The organism is Vibrio sp. B1FIG11 (genome assembly GCF_905175335.1).
Taxonomy (GTDB): Bacteria; Pseudomonadota; Gammaproteobacteria; order Enterobacterales; family Vibrionaceae; genus Vibrio; species Vibrio campbellii.
The window spans coordinates 878,250-896,339 of record NZ_HG992752.1 but is presented as its reverse complement, the minus strand read 5'-3'; the positions used below and the strand labels follow the sequence as shown (position 1 = coordinate 896,339).

Here is an 18,090-nt window from a genome sequence, read left to right as displayed (position 1 = left end):
CAAAATGATTCAATTACCCGATAAGCAGACCCAGGCAGGTAATTTATGGCAAGAAAAGCCAATTTCGACCGAGATGAAAAGCTTCTCGTGGCTATGGATGTGTTTTGGCGCAAGGGCTTTGCGAACACGTCAATCTCGGATCTCACCGACGAGTTGAACATCAACCGCTTCAGTCTTTACAACACCTATGGTGACAAGCAACAGCTCTACTACGAAGCGCTCGATGCTTACTTGAAAAAGGTCTCGCTACCGTCACTGAATGATTTGGAAAAAGACGATGCGTCTTTACCTGAGTTGGAATCGTTCCTTAAATCTTTTGCTGAGCTGCAACGCAAACGCAACTGTGGGTGTTTTATCCAAAATGCGTTGATTGAGCATGCAGGTGAAGACGATGACGTACTGCGCAAAGGGCATTTCTTATTTGACCATCTTATCGACATCATTGCGGATGCGCTAACCAATGCGCAAAAAGAAACCTTAGTGCCGAAAACGCTGAAACCAGAAGAACTCGCTCGTTTCGTTCTCAACAACATGCAAGGCATGCGCGTACTTGGCAAAGCCAAACGTTATGCCGACTTAGATACGGCGCTTTCCTGCTTGCTGGTTTTGATTAGGAAGTAATATGTCGATTGAAGTGATAGCAGTACGTCTTACCAAAGGCATGGACTTAAAGCTGAGCCTAGCGAAATTGGTCGCGGAGCACGATATCAAAGCAGGCTCGATTGCTTCATGTGTTGGTTGTGTCTCTGACCTCAACCTTCGTTTGGCAGGTGCAGAAAGCACGTTAACCAAACAAGAGCCGTTTGAAATCGTCTCTGTGATGGGAACCCTAACGCCTGAACATCAACACGTTCATATATCAGTCTCTGATCGTGAAGGACGAGTTTGGGGTGGGCATTTGCTAGAAGGCACAGTGATTGATACTACCGCAGAATTGATCATCCATTCTTACTCAAAACTTGAGTTTACCAGAGCGATGGACGACTCGACTGGCTATACCGAACTACAAGTGAATCCTTCCAAATAGTAAAAAGCCCCAGAGCCATACTGTACTGTCTCTGGAGCTCTATTCGTTTCTTTCTTACTAAGATATATACGGAATGTGCCAACTAAAGTTGAAGCGTTTTAACTAGAGGCGAGATGTTCTTTGAAGAAGCCGAGAGTGCGCTCCCAAGCGAGTGCTGCTTCTTCCGGAGCGTAACGTGCCGTTGAGTCGTTATGGAAGCCGTGATTGACGTTCTCATACATTAACGCTTGATACTGTGCGTCGGTTGCGATCAGTTGCTGTTCATAAGCAGGCCATGTTTCGTTAACACGCTTATCGAGTCCTGCAAAGTGAATCATCAACGGCCCTTTGACTTGCTTTTGGATCTCTTGTGCCGCTGGTGTTCCATAGAAAGGCACACCTGCATCGAGCTCATCGGGCATCACTGCTGCAAGCATATTGACAATGTAACCTCCGAAGCAGAACCCGACCGCCCCCAACTTACCGTTCCCATCCTCGTGCTGTTTGATGAAATTAGCCGCCGCAATAAAGTCTTGCTCGATCTTAGCTCTGTCCATCTCTTTCTGCATAGAGCGACCTTCATCGTCGTTCCCTGGATAGCCGCCAAGTGGGTATAGGGCATCTGGAGCAAAAGCAATAAAGCCGTCTTTCGCGAGTCGCCTAGCCACATCTTTGATATAAGGGTTCAGCCCACGATTTTCATGAACCACTAACACCGTCGGTGATTTTAAGGTCTTCTTCTGTGGCATCACCAAATAGCCGCGCCCTTCTCCATGCCCATTTGGTGATGGGAAGGTTTCGTAAGTTGCTTTGATGTCAGGATCGTTAAATGAAACTTGTTCTGCCAGTGCGTAATTCGGGGTTAGCGCGTCGACCAGTGCTGTCATGCTAAAGCCAAGCACAGCAAGGCCACCCAGCCTATTTAGAAACTCACGGCGTGAGATTTTTCCATGGGCGTATTCGTCGTACCAATCGAAGGCTTCTTGCGGGATAGGATGAGAAGCCTTTTGTTTGGTAGTGGTATGCTTTAGAACCATTATCCATGTCCTCTACGTCTTACCATATGTTTATTTCAAACTCTCAGCGGCGAAACGAAGTCGAACGCGACTGATTCTTGAACGGTGGTTTCACCCCTGAAACGGAACGCGGCGGTGAAACACATCACTGGTGAGCTAGGATCTTTTACCTTCTTCAAACAATAGATAATGGATTCAGATTCAACAACTTTGCGTCGTCGGTTTTACATTCATTGACAATAGTACGTTATTGCTGGCCGCAATAGGCATGCCAGTAAGAAAAAGCACGTTCAAATGCTTTTTCTCTGTCGTGCATTTGTGCAAATAGAACCACTGTCATCGTCGCTAAAACCGTATTCGCCATTTGGTTCATGTCATCTTCTGACGTACCAAACGGGCAATTTACTGGCATTGGCACCTCAGACAGCATTTGCTCCGTCCAGTAGTGCGATGTCACGCCGCTTGTTTGGCTTAACCATACCGTTTGGCTTACTTTCGGGTTGTATTCTGACTCACCCGATTGTCCTTTGAATGACACAACGGCGTGAGCGGTTTGACCAATCTCGTACTCAACTTCTGCATGAAGTTGTTGGAATCCAGGATGAAAACTACCACGAATACCGACGGTCGCTTGCCCTGGGTTCAATGCACGAACCACGGTATTAATCGGCGTTCTAAGCCCATAACGATTCTTCCAACCAATCATGGTTTCTGCTTGAGGGGCAAACGCACTGAGCGGTAGATACACGATGTTTTGTGTTTCTAAGACACGCTTTGCGTCTTCTGCTGATTCCGCTTTCTTGATAGCAAATTTGTCGAGGTAATCTTCAGCATGTAAACGACCAGATTGACGATCGTGATAACCATGCATCAACACTTTATGACCATTATCGGCGAGGATCTTCGCTGCCAACAGGTGCCAAGGTTGACCTGCTGCTTCACGTTTGCCTGCGTAACATGGCCAGTCAATGTCTGTGCCAATAGCTGGCATGCGGGATTGGAATGCTTTAACAAAGCCAGCGATTTCTTGTTGAGTCTCGTTCTGTACGCGGATCAGCATCAATAACATTGCCATCTGATCGTCGTCGCACTCGCCGTTTAGGTATTCATCCATAACTCGAAACGCTTGGTCAAAGTTCAGTGGTTTTCGTCCACGTTCACCACGACCGACTGTTCTGATACACTCCAAAATGCTGCTCATATTCCCTCGTATTCCGTCACTGACTGTACGGTTTTTATTAGTTGTTTGCGCAGTTTGACAACTTCTCCCATCACAATCAATGCTTCTTAACCTCCGTACCCAAACATACAGTGACCGCCACCTTTTAATCTTACAGTCCGCCTTCCTTGATTCGTGAACGAACTATTTAATAGCAGGCATCCTCTTAAAATACTGAGCTACAAGCGAAAAAAAACCTCTCCCGAAACGAGAGAGGCTGCATTGCCTATAAAAGCTCAAAAAAGTAATACCCTATCCGCTTAACCGCCTGCTAAGGGAAAGCGGCGCATCGAGTTAACGATGAACATAATCTAAGTTGCAAACCCGATTCCAATTTCATATTAATCTATATTTCAATAACTTAACAAAACCAGCTATAGCTTTATAATTGGCAATGCACTGATTAGGTGCGAGCTTGTATCACAGAAGTGCAAGATTAACGGGCTAGTGCCATGACCAGTCTAGGCTCTCCATCACCGAAATAATCTTCTTCTTTTTCCAGAGCCTTAAAGCCTAACGAATTGTACAACTTGTAAGCTGGCGCATTGTTTGGATCGACAGTTAACTTAACGATAGAACCTGAGCTTACCTTTGCAATTGCATTCTCCACAAGCGAACGAGCAATCCCCTTTCCTCGATGCTGGCTATCTACCGCAAGCGACAAGATCCAATGTGTGTTTCGCTCATCGCTTGTCGCCATCAGTACATAACCCGTAATTTGATCTTCTTCTTTGGCAATCAACAAACCATGCGGCCAGCAATCAAATGCTTGTCGAAAGAAAAACTGAGGGTAAGCGTGATGACCAAACAATACGTGTTCAAGTGCGTGTACTGACGCCAAATCCTGTTTTCCTGCTGGGGTAATCTTCATTAAAACGGTTCCTTTTGAGCTTAAGAAGCGGAATATAGTGGCGAAAAGCGATAAAACCTAATGATTTCATACCTTTCCTAGCAATCTGTTAAAATAATCATACTCAGTAGATTGGTAAGACCACTTCTCATTGATGAGAGGTAGTTTTGATTAATGGAACGTCGTACCAGTTTTTATTTGATTGTTGCTTGTTTTTTGTAGAATAATCGCCGCTCTCATAAGCAGAAACAATAACAACAATAAGGGCGAACTCGCCCACCATGAGCCATTGCGATCCTTTAGCTAGGCGAATCATTATAAAAATGAGGCTCTCGCATTATTAGTGCAGAGACTTCAATTACGCTGTCATAATTAGAGTTGAATAATGTCGATGTCTGGACTCGAGCAAATCAGCCCTTTGCTCGAATATAAAAATAAAAAGTGGTGGCAGTTTTTAGGGACTCAGATCCTAATCTTTTGCGCAATACAAGTTAGCTATAGCCTCTCCAATTTCTATGTGATTGCGCAAGATCGCGTTCACGTGCTCTCTTTTACGGCCGCTTTCGTTGTTGCAGTTACGCTCAGATACAATTTTAGGGTACTGCCCACGATCATCGTGAGCTTGCTGTTTTACTACACCATTTGCTCTGAACGTCCATTTGATATGGCGCTGATGTTCGCTCTGTTCCTTCCTGTGCTTCCATTATTGTTTTGCCAGCTCTATCGCTCGGCTTTGAAACATGTTGCTGCCTACAACTTTACTGTAAAGCTAAGCTATTTCGCTCTGTTTATCGGTATTCTTTACCCAATCGCCAATACGGCTTTATTGTTGTTAATCAGTGTGCTACTCGGCGGTAGCCCCAACTTTTCATTTGAATTTATCGCCTATTCGGTTTTAAGTGCGGTTCTGACACAGATGGTACTAACTCCCTTATTGAGTCTAGGGTTGAGTTACGTTCTCGATGGAGAAAATGCGCCATACCTAAAGCTCGACCGTGCAATGATGAGCGCACACTCTAGTCCATTTCACTTTCGTATATGGGTGATGATTTGTGCATTATTCCTAGTCGGGGGCATATCAACAAACAACCCACTCACACTGAACACGCTCAGTTTGATATTGCTCTGCTTGGTTGGTATGGGATTGGGTAAGTTTGGACTGATTCGCCCTATGTTAGTTGGTGCTGCAACATTGTTGATTTGTGTTTTTAGCATCATTAATCGTTTTAATGCCGAACTTCTTTCACGTGAACAAGTTTATGCGATGCTTCTGGTGTTGTTCGTTCTCACCATGCTCACGTTTATGTTGGGCGCGCACACGATTAAAAACTATGTCACGACACGCAACGCCATTCGCAAAGAACGTATCGACAGCTTTACGGGTTTATATAATCTCGCCCAGCTAAAAGAGGATGTTGCCAAGCAAGCCAATGCAACCGTGATATATATCGACCTAGAACCAACGCTATCCAAACTCAATGGTTTAGGCCACCAAGGTAGGGCTCAGCTAATGAAGCAGCTCAGCCAATATCTTGCCTCCAACACTGAGCATTTAAAACGCGCCTATTTACCTCCGTTTGCCAGCGGCTTGCTGTGTATCGCTCCGCGTCTACCTGATATGGATGCTGAGTTAGAAACCCTTATCGCTCTGTTAGATCGTTTTTACTTTTACTTTGATGATAAAGCGATAAGCTTGGTAAAACGTACCATACAGTGTGCTTCGGTTTACGGAGACAAAAGCCTCGATCCATTAATTTCTAAACTGTGCGAACAGCAAGGTCACGAACATCGCTGTGTGAACTGGATTACTCAGGATCAAGAGCAAAAGAATACACTTGATCAATTAAGTTTTATTCAGCAGTGTTTTCGTAAAAACGAGTTCGAGCTCTACTGCCAACCTTACCGCGCACTTAGTGAGGCACACCAAGCAGCGAACTTTGAGATACTTTTACGTCTTAGACCCAGCGAAGATACGTTGATGTCACCGGGAGAGTTCTTTCCGCTGATTAACGAATTTGGTTTAGAACTTGAACTGGATAACTGGGTAATTGAGCACACCTTTCTCTCACTAAAAGCACAAATTCACGATTGGCGTTCAGTCGGTCGTTGCTCTATTAATCTAACGGCAAAAGCGCTCAACTCAGAAGGTTTGGCAGAGCAGATACAAACAAAAGCCGCACTGCACGAAATTCCGATGAATAAGCTCTGCTTTGAGATCACAGAATCTGATGCCCTTTGTAATGAGCCGATCGCCATCCAGAACCTGAACTTACTACGCAAAGCGGGCTCAACTATCGCACTTGACGACTTCGGTACAGGGTACGCGAGCTTTGACTATTTGCGTCGCCTTCCACTGGATGTACTAAAAGTGGATGGTTCTTTTGTCAAAGATATCGTTGCTAGTGAGAACGACAGAATTATCGTCCAAGCCATTAGCCAAGTAGCAAGGAGCATGAACCTCGTGACTGTTGCTGAATTTGTAGAGTCAGAAGCTCATATAGAGACATTAAGAGCATTAAATATCCAGTTTGCTCAAGGGTTTGGCGTTTCTAAACCGATTCCGCTCTCTGAACACCTTACAATATTATCGAACAAAGCTTAACCACAACATCTAAAACCATAAAATCATAAAATTTCGCGATATTATTTCAATTTAAACACGACAAACTGAAACTATATATCGCTTTTTTCAAATTTTCATGGTTCGATAGTTTACACCACCACCTTTTCACTAGCACGATTCACCACAAACTCGATGTGATAACAATCACTAAAACATATACCATCCGCGCGATTATTATTTTTATAAAAGCGAGTTTTAAGTGAAAGAATCTCGAGATACGTTAAATTTTAGTGAATTAAACACCAAAAATACTTGGACAAAGCACGATACACACTGGCTATTAAGCTTGTTTGGTACTGCTGTTGGTGCAGGTATTCTATTTTTGCCGATTAACCTTGGTATTGGCGGCTTTTGGCCTCTCGTTGTCATGGCGGTTCTTGCATACCCAATGACTTACTTAGCTCACCGTGGTCTTGCCCGATTTGTCCTGTCCTCAAAGATCAAGAACGCTGATTTTACCGATGTGGTAGAAGAACACTTTGGCGCGAAAGCGGGTCGTTCAATTTCGCTGCTGTACTTCCTCTCTATCTTCCCAATCCTACTAATCTATGGCGTTGGCATTACCAATACTGTCGACAGCTTTATGGTCAACCAAGCGGGTATGGAGCCATTACCGCGTGCCCTACTGTCTGGCGTATTAGTGTTTAGCTTAATTGCTATCATGATGGCGGGTGAAAAAGTAATGCTGCGTGCCTTTGCCATCATGGTTTACCCGTTGGTGGCGATTCTGGCGTTTCTATCATTCTACTTAATGCCAAACTGGAGCATGCCAGTAATGGATGCGCCAGAAATGTCGTCTTTTGCAAGCACCATGTGGTTGGCGATTCCTGTCGTCATTTTTTCTTTCAGCCACGCGGCAGCAATCTCAAGCTTTGCCAATGTTCAACGTCGTCACTACGGTGAGGCAGCGGATGCGAAGTCTGAGCTTATTTTACGCCGCACTAGCATCATGCTGATCGCTTTTGTGCTGTTGTTTGTCTTCTCTTGCGTACTCGCGCTATCTCCGGAACAGCTGGCAGAAGCAAAAGAGCAAAACGTATCTGTGTTGTCTTACTTAGCAAACGCTACGGACAATCCTTTTATTGCAACGTTAGGTCCACTTGTCGCATTTGTCGCGATCACCTCTTCTTTCCTTGGTCACTTCCTTGGTGCACGTGAAAGCTTGAATGGTTTGATCACTAAGCATTCTGATATGCCAAAACGACGCGTAGATCGCATCAGTGTTGTTGTACTGTTTGTGTCTATTTGGATTGCTGCGATCATGAACCCTAGCATCTTGGGGATGATGGAAGCCCTGTCGGGACCTGTCATCGCAATGATCTTGTTCATTATGCCAATGCTAGCGGTATACAAAGTAAAAGGCCTGCAGAAGTATCGTGGAAAAGCATCGACCTACTTTGTACTTATGACGGGAGTTATCGCAGTAAGTGCGTTGGTTTTTAGCTTGTTGAGTTAAGAATAGAGACTTAGATAGGATTTTCAGGGGAATACCTTATTTTTTGTTAAGGTAATTCCCTGAATTTTGCTATGTTTTCTTAGCAGTACTGATGAACTACCGTCTTATTACATAAGAGTGAAAACACCTGCGATCATAAGTACTGAAGCGATACAAGTACGACCGATGATACCGAAGCGAGAAGGTTGAATCATTTCGTTGTGCATAGGCAATCTCCTTTTTAGTTGGAACAACCAGTTTTTCATGGCTTAATAACACTATGTCTAAAAAGATGTTTTTTCACAAGACATACCAATATTAAATATTTATGACAGCTAAATGAAATTTTAGAGATCGAGGGATTTTTTACGAGCTGTTACCCCATCGTTTATCCTCTTTATGAACAGAGTTACCTACTCATCTTTCCCCTACTCTATTGTTAAGATTCTTATGGCAACAGCCTTTAACGAGAAAAGCTGAAAGACATCCGTCCAACCGGATATTTTTGAGCATTTTGTGTTAAAAACGTCTGTATTTCAGTGGCCTATTTTCACTCATTGAACAGTTACTTTTAATGTACAGATAAAACAACTAAATCTGTGGTTATTCATAGATGAGAAATGATAGACTTCTTGCGTGTTTCACTTTAAAGAGTTCGCTTTTATCAACCGTCTAAAGCTTATACCGTTTAAAACGTTACGGTATCTATTTCCGATTGTGTTTGGCGCGATGTGTTCAACCAGTAGTTTCTCTGCAGACCACGCGAACAAAGAAAGTTACCTCAGACACCATATCTCGATAAAAGACGACCCGATGTTGGAATTTTATTTCGACTCTATCGGTAAGCCTCGCTCAATCAAATCAAGCGACTTCACATTACCCGCGGACGCATCTCCGGATTCACAAGCACTTTATTACTTCGCACATATTTATCTTGAGCGTTACGAAGGCGTTCCAATTCCAGAGCTCCCTGACCTCGTTGAATTCGGCAAACAACATGATTTGCCTTGGGTGATTGCAGAAGCAAAGTTAAACCAAGCCGTCGAACTGATAGAAGCAGACGAAGTTTGGCAAGGCGAGCTTCTTCTGCACGATGTCATCAATATCTCTCGCCAGATTGGCTATAACTCTCTTCAAGGTCGAGCTTACCGCTGGCTTGGGAATGCAGAGGTTCAACGCGCTCAAGTACAAACCGGTTTAAAACATTATCGAACCGCTTATGATTTGCTTGAAGGATCTGAGTTTGAGATCCAGATTGCGATGACACTCAACAACATCGCTTCACTTTATATGGAACTGTCGGATTGGGATCGGGCAAAAACCTATCTCGACCAAGCGATTAATGGCTACTTAAACAGCGACGATAAGTATGACAACAGCTTGTTCCTTGCCATCATGTATGCGAACTTAAGTGTCATTAACTATGGCATGGAAAAGTACGAAGAATCAGAACGTTACTTTGAGCAAGCTGCCCAACTTTCCATGGCAACCGGCTCAGTCAGAATTAAGCATAACTCCGTTTCTAACTTATCCCAACTTCTTAGCACACTAGGTAAGATGGAAGAATCTTATCAACTTGCACAGACATGTTTAGAACTTCCGAACCCGCAAAACTTAAAAGGCCTAAAAGCCGCCTGCCACGAAGCTTTTGCCGAAGCCTACCTTAAGGATGGGAAATATGAGCAAGCAATTGAGAGTGCAAAAACTGCATTAGAAGGCCTAAGTGAAACGGCAAGTGCAGAGACTAAGCAGCAAATGGACCTGTATTTAGTGCTCGTGCGCGCCAACCAAGAATTAAAACATTTTGAAAAAGCATTCGATAATTTAGGTCGTTTACGTAACTTAGAAAAAAGCTTTGATAGCCATGTTCATGGCGATGAGATGATCAATATCAAGCTCGACTTAGAGGCGAAGCTGGCTCAGAAAGAATTGACCCTTCTCGAAGCGAAGAATGCGCTCCAAGCTTCTGAGCTTGAATCCCAACGCTACCGCGAAATCTTCTACTTCCTTATTGTTGCCGCTATCGGTTTTTGGCTTTTCCGTTACATTCGTCAAATGAACAAGATCAACGAGGAGTTGGCGCAGCAAAATACCACTGACCCGCTAACGAAGGTACATAATCGTCGCTATCTGCCTAGTTGGCTGGATCAAATGGCGCGTCGAAGCCCTGAACGTAAGTTCGCCCTTGCCGTTATTGACATTGACCATTTCAAAGCCTTCAATGACCAGTATGGCCATGACCTAGGCGATAAAATGCTGTTGCACGTTGCACGCGTTCTCGACGAGGCGACGCGCGCCGGAGACTTACTCGTCCGTTGGGGTGGCGAAGAGTTTGTGCTGCTGTTCGAAATTAGACACGCTGATGACTGTGCAAAAACGTTAGATCGTTTGAGACTTGCAGTTGAAAACAACAACCTTGAGGTTGACTCTGAATCGCTAGGCGCGACAATCTCACTCGGCGCAGTTAACGAGCTAAGTGCGCAAAGCATCAAACAGGAGTGGGATCAATGGTTCTTTGCCGCTGACCAAGCTCTGTACGATGCTAAACAATCTGGTCGAAACCAGTACCAAATTCACTCGACGTCATAGAAAAACACAATGAAAAAAAACATGGATTCTCGCTGCACTGTCGCCCTTAGTATTGGCCGCGTGCAGCAATCATCAAGCCGCGCAATTAGGAATGAGAAGCAGCAGTGTTAATGTGTACGCTCAGCAGATGAGCAACATGCAGTTATGTGAAACCCTGTATTACAACCGCGCATCAAATCAAACCCGCGTGGCAATTGGTGCCGAATTCAACCGTCGTGGTTTGAACAAGCGTTGGTGTGATAAGGAGTATAAGAAGTTTTATGTAGAAAAAGTGGTTGACGGTCTGCTGTCTCGTAAAGAACAAGCCCCTACAGAACCTGCGGCAACCATACAACCTGCCATATAAATCATCCCATTCCATAAAAAGCAGAAAAATTCTCTAGTTTTTCTGCTTTTTAAACATGCAATCTTTCCTGCAAATATCTAGATTCTAATGTGACTTCAAGCACTTATCGTCAAGAAAATGTCGTGCGTCGAAAAACAAAAGTAAATAAGATGTAAACAGTTTTCGTTTCCATTCTAAGCCGCTAGCTTTGTTTAGACCTGTTTAAAGGAGTATCGAACAGGGACAAAAATTCCAAACAAAGACATGAGGTCACAAATGGAAACACGCATTAATCGCCTATTCGCTGCAATGTTAGCAGTAGGCCTTTCTCCTGCCGTCTCGGCTTATGATCCGCTCTACTCTGAGCAATGGCACCTAGACAACACAGGCCAAACTGCATTTGCAGCAAACCCTGCCGTTGCGGGTAATGACTTGAACACCAAACTGACACAAGCAATGGGCATTGCTGGTGTTGGTGTAAAAGTTGCCGTTATTGACTCTGGCGTACAGATCGATCACCCAGACCTTGCAGGTAACGTAGTCACAGGTAGTAGAAACTTCGTTGAAGACTCTTCATTCCCAGCCGATTACCCAGTTGATACAAATGGCCACGGTACCGCTGTTGCTGGCCTAATCAGTGCAGTTGGTAACAACGGTGAGGGCGTTCGCGGCGTAGCTTCTCGCTCTTCTCTAATGGGCTTTAACTGGCTCGCAAACCAAACGCTGGAAGGCTGGTTGATTTCTCACGGCGTGGACGCTGCAACCAGCGATGTTCGCGTTTTCAACCAAAGTTATGGTTTTAGCCCAATCTACCCTATTCCATTCGACGAGAACGATCCGCAGTTCAAGCTTGAAATGGATGTAATGAAAGACGTCAGCGAAGGTAATGCTTGGGGTCGTGGTGCTGTCTTCGTTAAATCTGCCGGTAACGGTTATCGCTACTTCAACACTGGCCGTTTTTTCGTGCTTCCTAGCGACTTTTTCGCAGGCGGTGGCAACAAAGGCCTACCAATGCATAACTCGGCACAGTCTTACGACAATGCGAGTTACTACAACCTTGTAACCAGCGCACTTCGTGCTGACGGAACTCGCGCAAGCTACTCATCCGTTGGTGCTAATGTGTGGGTCGCGGCACCAGCGGGTGAATACGGTCAAGACTTTCCAGCAATGGTAACGACAGACCTAGTAGGCTGTGAAGAAGGTCAAAACACCAGTGCAGATTTAGGTATTAACGGCCTTCACGGCGGTACTGAGCAAGATCCGAACTGTAACTACACCAGCACAATGAATGGTACGTCTTCAGCGGCGCCAAACACTTCTGGTGCAATTGCGGCGATTATGTCAACCAACCATGCGCTGACCGCTCGTGATGTCCGTGCGTTACTAGCAGAAACAGCAAGCGTAACCGACAAAGACCACCCAGGTGTTCAACTTGAGTTCGTTAATAGCCAAGGAGACTTGGTCAGCTACGAAGCGATTTCACCATGGCAGACAAACGCAGCTGGCGTTGACTTCCATACCTTCTATGGTTTTGGCGCAGTTAACCTAGATGAAGCGATGAAACGTGCTCGTATGACAAACAATGTTCTACCTGCACAAGTTATTACACCTTGGGCAAGCAATGCGACGGAAGTAATTGTTCCAGACGCAAGCTTGGCGGGTGGTTCTTCAGCGATTGCTGTTACCGATGACATTACTGTTGAGTCAGTACAAGTGAAACTTACACTTGAACACTCGCGTCTACCAGATTTGGCAATTGAGCTGATTTCTCCATCAGGTACACGTTCAGTTCTGCAAACACCGCGTAATGGTCTCGTTGGTCAATCTCTTGATCCAACAGTAGCAGGTTATGAAAACCAGTTGATGCTTTCTAACCAATTCTACGGTGAAAACGCGAAAGGCGAATGGACACTACGAGCGATCGATACCAACGGCGATGAAGTGTTCTCATTCATTGCATATTTCAATTCTTCAGCTATCTATGATGTACCGATGGCTAACAACGCAAAACCAGGTGTTATCAAAAACTGGTCTATGCGTATCTTCGGTCACTAAGGAGTCATTCACATGAAATTTATGACATTTTCTATTCTGGCTCTATCGACAATGGCAGCGGCTGTACAAGCAGAGCAACAATTGGCTCAGCAACCGACACCTGAACTGTTTGTTGCATCTGATGCCGTACAAATTAACGGCCAAGATTACCGTAAGCTTTCTGTTGATAGCCTTGCCGAAGCGGCAGAGCTACACGCTGGTGACGAGGTGTTTAAGAATGCGTTTAGTAACGTATCTAAAGCAACGGGCCTTATCTTTGTTACGGTGAAAAGCCCAGCCGATGCTAAGGCAGTAGCTAAAGAGCTCAAACTTGATGTCGTCTTTGCACAAGGTGAATCAGCCGTGTTCAAAGCTGCGGAAGGTCAAGATCTTCTGGGTATCAGCGATTACCTAAATGCTGACAGTCGCGTAAAAGCGACTAAAATTGAACTAAACAGCGGTAAATACCGTGCACAATAATTCTCTAACAAGAGAAGTTGGCCTATAAAAAATGCCTCAGCACATGCTGAGGCATTTTCTTTTCGCTTACGAGAAGCGGACAGTTTAAATCTATTGAGTTGAGAGCCTACTGAATAAAGCTGATTAACTTCTTCGCGATGTCAGTGTTATTTTGCGAACCAACAAACTTATCCGCACCTTGCCCATAGGCGAACACTTGAACGTCAACGGCAGTATGGCCTTTTGTCGTCCAACCGGTGTAGCTCTTCTCATTAATGATCGCTTTCACTTCCTTGTAGAGAGCTTTAGCTGGCTCTTCACTCAATTTAGCGTATGCCAGCTTTCGACCTTGATCTTTAGATAATGACCAATCGACCGACTCATTCCATGTCGCGATCATGTCATGGGATTGCGCAAGAGACATCGCTAAAGGCCATGCCGTTTTGTGAACACCCTTAATCACCTCAGTGTCCCACTGATACTGCCCATTCGAGCCAATTGTTAAGCCGCCAGTTGAGTGATCAGCGGTGATCACCAATAAAGTATCAGGGTGAGCATCGACATACGCTTTAGCCAACTCAATGGATTTAGCAAAATCATTCATTTCTGCCATTGCACACGCAATGTCGTTCGCATGCCCACACCAGTCGATCTGGCTACCTTCAATCATCACGAAGAAGCCATTGTCTTGACGTTGTAATAGAGAAAGCGCTTTGTTGGTCATCTCTTCTAGGCGAGTGGGGTTTTCATCTAGTGCGAACGGAAATGCCTTATCCGCGAACAAGCCTAAGGCGGGTAAAGTTTGTAGTGCAGGAAGCTGACCAAAGTCGGCAACGTATTGGTAGCCTTGCTGCTTGAACTCGTCAACTAAATTACGGTCTTCACGCTCGAAATAGCGAACACCACCGCCCAAGAGTAGATCGACTGGTAATTTCTCACCCACTTTATTGTCGATGTAATCATTGGCGATATCGTCATAGTTTCGGCGAGATTCATTATGAGCGGCAAAACTTGCAGGCGTTGCGTGGTTAATTTGCGATGTGGCCACCAAGCCTGTGGTCATGCCCTTCTCTTTCGCCATCTCTAACATCGTTTTGATCGGCTTCTTATCCGTATCCACCGCGATAGCACCATTGTAGCTTTTGATACCGGTACTCAGAGCGGTAGCACTTGCAGCACTGTCAGTAACGTAAGTCGCATCATCAGGATACGTCTTCGCCATACCAACCAAAATAGAATCAAAAACCGTCGGCTCTATTTCATCTGTGTTTGGATCATCATGATAATAGCGATAAGCGGTCGTAAAGGCTGGCCCCATGCCATCACCGATCATATAGATAATGCTCTTCGGCGCGTCACCTGCGTAAGAATGGGTAGCCAAGAGGCTCGCGGTAATTAGGGAGTATTTAAGTCTCATATCTCATCCATGACATAGTGCGATGGCACCATAAAGGCGCACATCAACTTGAGTATCGTTCTAATTTGTATGCCAATACTATCATGCACTTAGGATGAAACATGGCGTTGCTTCATAGTTTTACAACGCACATCATTTCTTGAACACAATCACCTCAGTCAACAAGTCTGCTTTGTCAGTGTCATTTGGGTTATTAAGGTAACGTTCGATGCCCAACGGTTTGGTCTTCACTTTGATGCCATTGTGCCGAGTAAGATTCATCGCATACGACCATGCATTCCCCAAAAATTGATACTCTCCCTTGTGTTCAATCACATAGGTGTCACTTTCGGGAATGGTTCCGGCAACAAACTCACCAGTCGCGACAACGCCAGCTTTGACAGGCAAACAAGTAATGAACTCAAAGTATCCTTGCTTCATGTCCATTGATAGGTAGTAGCAAAATAGCTCACCAGTGACAGGCAGGTTTTCTTGCTCTGCCATCTCATACAATCGCACCACATGCGATTGCATGAGATGGCCAAGATCAGGAATCGTACCCGCACCGGATAATCCAATGTAACTGACTTCATTTTGCTTCCGGGAGCCCAAATCAGTGAGCAGGGATAACACTTGCCCTGTTTCCAACTGGCTTTTCAACATACGTAAGCCACGGTCATAATCCATCTCGATCATGGACTTAAACACGTTTTTTAGAAAGAACAAGAACCAAGGTACACGTGATTGCATTAGCCACTCGACGGTACAACCAGCTTGTGACGGCGTCACTATTAAAGTAACTTTCGCATGAGTTTTTAAAGGCCGAAAAAAGTGAAGTTCCATGTCCAATCGATGCTCTTGAGTACTTTCGAGAACCATGGCACCAGTACCAATTCGTTTTCCGTTCCATTGATACCCTGCCCCTACCACACCTTGCTCATCACTGTAAGTTAGCTCACAGTCTGGCTCGAGAATGATCCACGGCGACCACTCAGGCCAACGAGTAAAATCTTTTAGGTAGTTGATGATTTCACTTTGTGTTTTTTCTATCTCGATACTTCGATTGACCTGATATGAGAGCATAACCACTCCTCTGAATTCACTTTGACTCTTTTGAGTCTAATCGATATCGAATTTATTTCTTGTTTCACTGACAGTTAGATGCAAAAAAGCCAGAGTATGTTCTCTGGCTTTCAAAACATGCACACAAGGTTTAGGAATAAAAATCGACCTTGGCAGTAAACCTCATACCATCATCATTGAGTTCAAACGGCCAGCTCATGCGCTCACAAATACGTTCAACGATCACTAAGCCACATCCATAGCCGGCGTTGTAGGTCTCATTGCCATCGTGACGGTTCACAATGGTCAATTGAGTACCATTAAGAACAATTTCGATATCTCCGATACTGTAACTGAATGCGTTCTTGATCAGGTTGTTGATCACGATCGTCACAAAGCTTTCAGGCGCATGCACCATACCGCTATTAAGCTCATCCAGTTTGTACTCTGCACCTTGTTTGGCAAATAGTGGTGCCAGTTCCGCTAATTGTTGATTCAAGCACCCTAGTAAAGCGTGATCCGCGTAATGTTGATCTTCAACTTTCTCTTTGCCCAACAAGAGGAACGCTTCAGTTAACACTCGCATCTCGTCACAAGCCGTTTGCATGCGTCTCACCGCCTTTTGAGCCACCGGAGGCTGCTCCGGCACACGAGCTAAAATATCGGCAGAGCCTTTGATTACCATGATTGGCGTGCGTAACTCATGAGAGGCAAAGCGGCTAAACTCTTGTTCACGGCGGAAGTAACCTGCAATCTCATTTTTGCTGTCGAGCAACGTCTGCTCAATATGGCGAGTCTCGCTGAACTTGGTATCAACATTAAACGTCGGTTGATCCGGAGGCATGTGACCAATTTTGTCTTCGATCTTAGCTAAAGGTCGAGACAAAATCCGTACCATGTATACGCCATACCCGACCATGATAATGGAGAACAAGCCCCCTAAGAAAAAGGTAAACTGGTGCAACGAGCTTTCGTATTCATCCAAATAGTCGTCTGAGTCATCTTGGAAGACGATGTACATCAAACCTTTACCAGAAGGATGCTCAAACACCACGAAGTGCTTATCCTCTTCCCCTAAAAGATACTCGTAGAATCCAGGAAACTTAAACGACAACAACCAATCCGGCGTTGGCGCTTCACTCCAATAAGAATCAAACTCCAGCACATTGGGCAATGGTGCGTCCCACCCCTGTTTTTGGTAGTTTTCTTTATAAAGCTCAACTTCTGTATCTAACCAATGGTGCAAGCTCAATACTTCAAGTTTGTTCTCAGCAACGTAGATCAACGACCAAAACAACGTAAACATCGCAAAGGTCATCAAGCCAAAACCCCAGCGGATCTTGCGATATATGCTTGGGTATTCTTTATGCTTTGAGTCGGTAACCTTGTCCATGAATCGTCTCTAATCTGGAATCATCAAAACCCTTGTCGAGTGCCGTTCTTAAACCATAAATGTGGCTTCTCAACGCATCACTTCCCGGCGGCTCATCACCCCACACGTTCTCAATCACTTCAGTACGAGAAACCGCTGAAGGAGCGCGTTTCAATAATAATTTTAGGATTTTGGTTTGAATGCGACTGAGCTTGATGTTTTTACCCATCCGAGTCACTTCATCAGTGCGAGCATCCAAGCTAATATCAGCAAACTTCAGCGTTCCTATGTCTTGTCTTGGACCTCGGTTGGCCAGCGCGTGAACTCTCAAGCTAAGCTCTTGCATGGCAAAAGGCTTCATCAAATAGTCATCGCCACCCGCATTAAAGGCAGCCACTTTGTCATCTAAGGTATCTTTGGCGGTCAAGAATAAAATTGGCGTTCCACATAAGAATTCTTGACGCAGCTTTTCAACCGTACTAATGCCATCGAGTTTTGGCATCATGATGTCCATAATGATGACATCATAATGATTTTCTTGAATTAAATTTAGCGCAGCCTCTCCATGGTAAGCGCAATCGATCGTCATCCCTTCCAGTTCTAGATAATCAGCAATAGTTTCTGAAACATTGTGATTATCATCGACAATTAATATTTTCATAGGCTCACGTTTCTTCACGAACACTTCACGATACGCGTCATAA

15 protein-coding genes are annotated in these 18,090 nt (G+C 44.7%); 8 read left to right on the top strand and 7 right to left on the bottom strand.

Annotated features, from left to right (window positions below; all coding sequences use genetic code 11):
• Positions 1-45 precede the first annotated feature (45 nt).
• Together KHO06_RS20870 and KHO06_RS20865 are read left to right on the top strand one after the other, a co-directional pair.
• A complete protein-coding gene (locus KHO06_RS20870) occupies positions 46-621 on the top strand; it encodes a TetR/AcrR family transcriptional regulator (RefSeq protein ID WP_005531575.1) in 576 nt (191 codons plus the stop codon).
• A gap of 1 nt (position 622) precedes the next feature.
• Positions 623-1,027 (top strand): PPC domain-containing DNA-binding protein, encoded by a 405-nt coding sequence (locus KHO06_RS20865; RefSeq protein WP_212583311.1) that lies wholly within the window; start codon positions 623-625, stop codon positions 1,025-1,027.
• Between the two features lie 98 nt (positions 1,028-1,125).
• On the opposite strand, the gene KHO06_RS20860 is transcribed toward KHO06_RS20865, so the two are convergent.
• From KHO06_RS20860 to KHO06_RS20850, 3 genes are all read right to left on the bottom strand, one after another.
• Positions 1,126-2,043: a dienelactone hydrolase family protein gene (locus KHO06_RS20860; RefSeq protein WP_212583310.1), complete on the bottom strand. Its 918-nt coding sequence runs from the start codon at positions 2,041-2,043 to the stop codon at positions 1,126-1,128.
• 226 nt (positions 2,044-2,269) lie between these two features.
• Positions 2,270-3,223 carry a glycosyl transferase family protein gene (locus KHO06_RS20855; protein ID WP_212583309.1) on the bottom strand — a complete coding sequence of 318 codons (954 nt, stop codon included), beginning with the start codon at positions 3,221-3,223 and terminating at the stop codon, positions 2,270-2,272.
• A 454-nt stretch (positions 3,224-3,677) separates the two neighbouring features.
• Entirely contained in the window at positions 3,678-4,112 is a 435-nt protein-coding gene (locus KHO06_RS20850) for an N-acetyltransferase (RefSeq protein ID WP_182052373.1), read from the bottom strand.
• 595 nt (positions 4,113-4,707) lie between these two features.
• Between KHO06_RS20850 and KHO06_RS20845 the strand changes: the two genes are divergently transcribed.
• The 6 genes from KHO06_RS20845 (at position 4,708) to KHO06_RS20820 (ending at position 13,577) form a co-directional block, all read left to right on the top strand.
• Positions 4,708-6,693, top strand: a complete 1,986-nt coding sequence (locus KHO06_RS20845) for an EAL domain-containing protein (protein WP_244858454.1) — start codon at positions 4,708-4,710, stop codon at positions 6,691-6,693.
• 220 nt (positions 6,694-6,913) lie between these two features.
• Positions 6,914-8,170, top strand: coding sequence for an aromatic amino acid transport family protein (locus KHO06_RS20840; protein ID WP_212583307.1), 1,257 nt, complete (start codon positions 6,914-6,916; stop codon positions 8,168-8,170).
• Positions 8,171-8,962: 792 nt separating this feature from the next.
• Entirely contained in the window at positions 8,963-10,738 is a 1,776-nt protein-coding gene (locus KHO06_RS20835; RefSeq protein ID WP_244858453.1) for a diguanylate cyclase, read from the top strand.
• A gap of 25 nt (positions 10,739-10,763) precedes the next feature.
• Entirely contained in the window at positions 10,764-11,084 is a 321-nt protein-coding gene (locus tag KHO06_RS20830; RefSeq protein WP_212583413.1) for a hypothetical protein, read from the top strand.
• A gap of 255 nt (positions 11,085-11,339) precedes the next feature.
• Positions 11,340-13,118, top strand: coding sequence for a S8 family peptidase (locus KHO06_RS20825; RefSeq protein ID WP_212583305.1), 1,779 nt, complete (start codon positions 11,340-11,342; stop codon positions 13,116-13,118).
• 12 nt (positions 13,119-13,130) lie between these two features.
• Entirely contained in the window at positions 13,131-13,577 is a 447-nt protein-coding gene (locus KHO06_RS20820; RefSeq protein WP_212583304.1) for a hypothetical protein, read from the top strand.
• A 106-nt stretch (positions 13,578-13,683) separates the two neighbouring features.
• On the opposite strand, the gene KHO06_RS20815 is transcribed toward KHO06_RS20820, so the two are convergent.
• The 4 genes from KHO06_RS20815 to KHO06_RS20800 all read right to left on the bottom strand — a co-directional run bounded on the left by KHO06_RS20815 (position 13,684) and on the right by KHO06_RS20800 (position 18,047).
• A complete protein-coding gene (locus tag KHO06_RS20815; RefSeq protein WP_212583303.1) occupies positions 13,684-14,973 on the bottom strand; it encodes an alkaline phosphatase in 1,290 nt (429 codons plus the stop codon).
• A 132-nt stretch (positions 14,974-15,105) separates the two neighbouring features.
• Positions 15,106-16,035, bottom strand: a complete 930-nt coding sequence (locus KHO06_RS20810) for an SRPBCC family protein (RefSeq protein ID WP_212583302.1) — start codon at positions 16,033-16,035, stop codon at positions 15,106-15,108.
• Positions 16,036-16,165: 130 nt separating this feature from the next.
• A complete protein-coding gene (locus KHO06_RS20805) occupies positions 16,166-17,407 on the bottom strand; it encodes a HAMP domain-containing sensor histidine kinase (RefSeq protein WP_077201809.1) in 1,242 nt (413 codons plus the stop codon).
• Positions 17,379-18,047, bottom strand: coding sequence for a response regulator transcription factor (locus KHO06_RS20800; protein ID WP_212583412.1), 669 nt, complete (start codon positions 18,045-18,047; stop codon positions 17,379-17,381). The genes KHO06_RS20805 and KHO06_RS20800 overlap by 29 nt, the downstream gene beginning before the upstream one ends.
• Positions 18,048-18,090 lie beyond the last annotated feature (43 nt).

Excerpts from the sequence above, each read along its gene's own strand:
- KHO06_RS20870 (WP_005531575.1), top strand. The coding sequence starts at position 46 with ATGGCAAGAAAAGCCAATTTCGACCGAGATGAAAAGCTTCTCGTGGCT.
- KHO06_RS20865 (WP_212583311.1), top strand. The coding sequence starts at position 623 with ATGTCGATTGAAGTGATAGCAGTACGTCTTACCAAAGGCATGGACTTA.
- KHO06_RS20860 (WP_212583310.1), bottom strand. The coding sequence starts at position 2,043 with ATGGTTCTAAAGCATACCACTACCAAACAAAAGGCTTCTCATCCTATC.
- KHO06_RS20855 (WP_212583309.1), bottom strand. The coding sequence starts at position 3,223 with ATGAGCAGCATTTTGGAGTGTATCAGAACAGTCGGTCGTGGTGAACGT.
- KHO06_RS20850 (WP_182052373.1), bottom strand. The coding sequence starts at position 4,112 with ATGAAGATTACCCCAGCAGGAAAACAGGATTTGGCGTCAGTACACGCA.
- KHO06_RS20835 (WP_244858453.1), top strand. The coding sequence starts at position 8,963 with ATGTTGGAATTTTATTTCGACTCTATCGGTAAGCCTCGCTCAATCAAA.
- KHO06_RS20825 (WP_212583305.1), top strand. The coding sequence starts at position 11,340 with ATGGAAACACGCATTAATCGCCTATTCGCTGCAATGTTAGCAGTAGGC.
- KHO06_RS20820 (WP_212583304.1), top strand. The coding sequence starts at position 13,131 with ATGAAATTTATGACATTTTCTATTCTGGCTCTATCGACAATGGCAGCG.
- KHO06_RS20815 (WP_212583303.1), bottom strand. The coding sequence starts at position 14,973 with ATGAGACTTAAATACTCCCTAATTACCGCGAGCCTCTTGGCTACCCAT.
- KHO06_RS20810 (WP_212583302.1), bottom strand. The coding sequence starts at position 16,035 with ATGCTCTCATATCAGGTCAATCGAAGTATCGAGATAGAAAAAACACAA.
- KHO06_RS20805 (WP_077201809.1), bottom strand. The coding sequence starts at position 17,407 with ATGGACAAGGTTACCGACTCAAAGCATAAAGAATACCCAAGCATATAT.
- KHO06_RS20800 (WP_212583412.1), bottom strand. The coding sequence starts at position 18,047 with ATGAAAATATTAATTGTCGATGATAATCACAATGTTTCAGAAACTATT.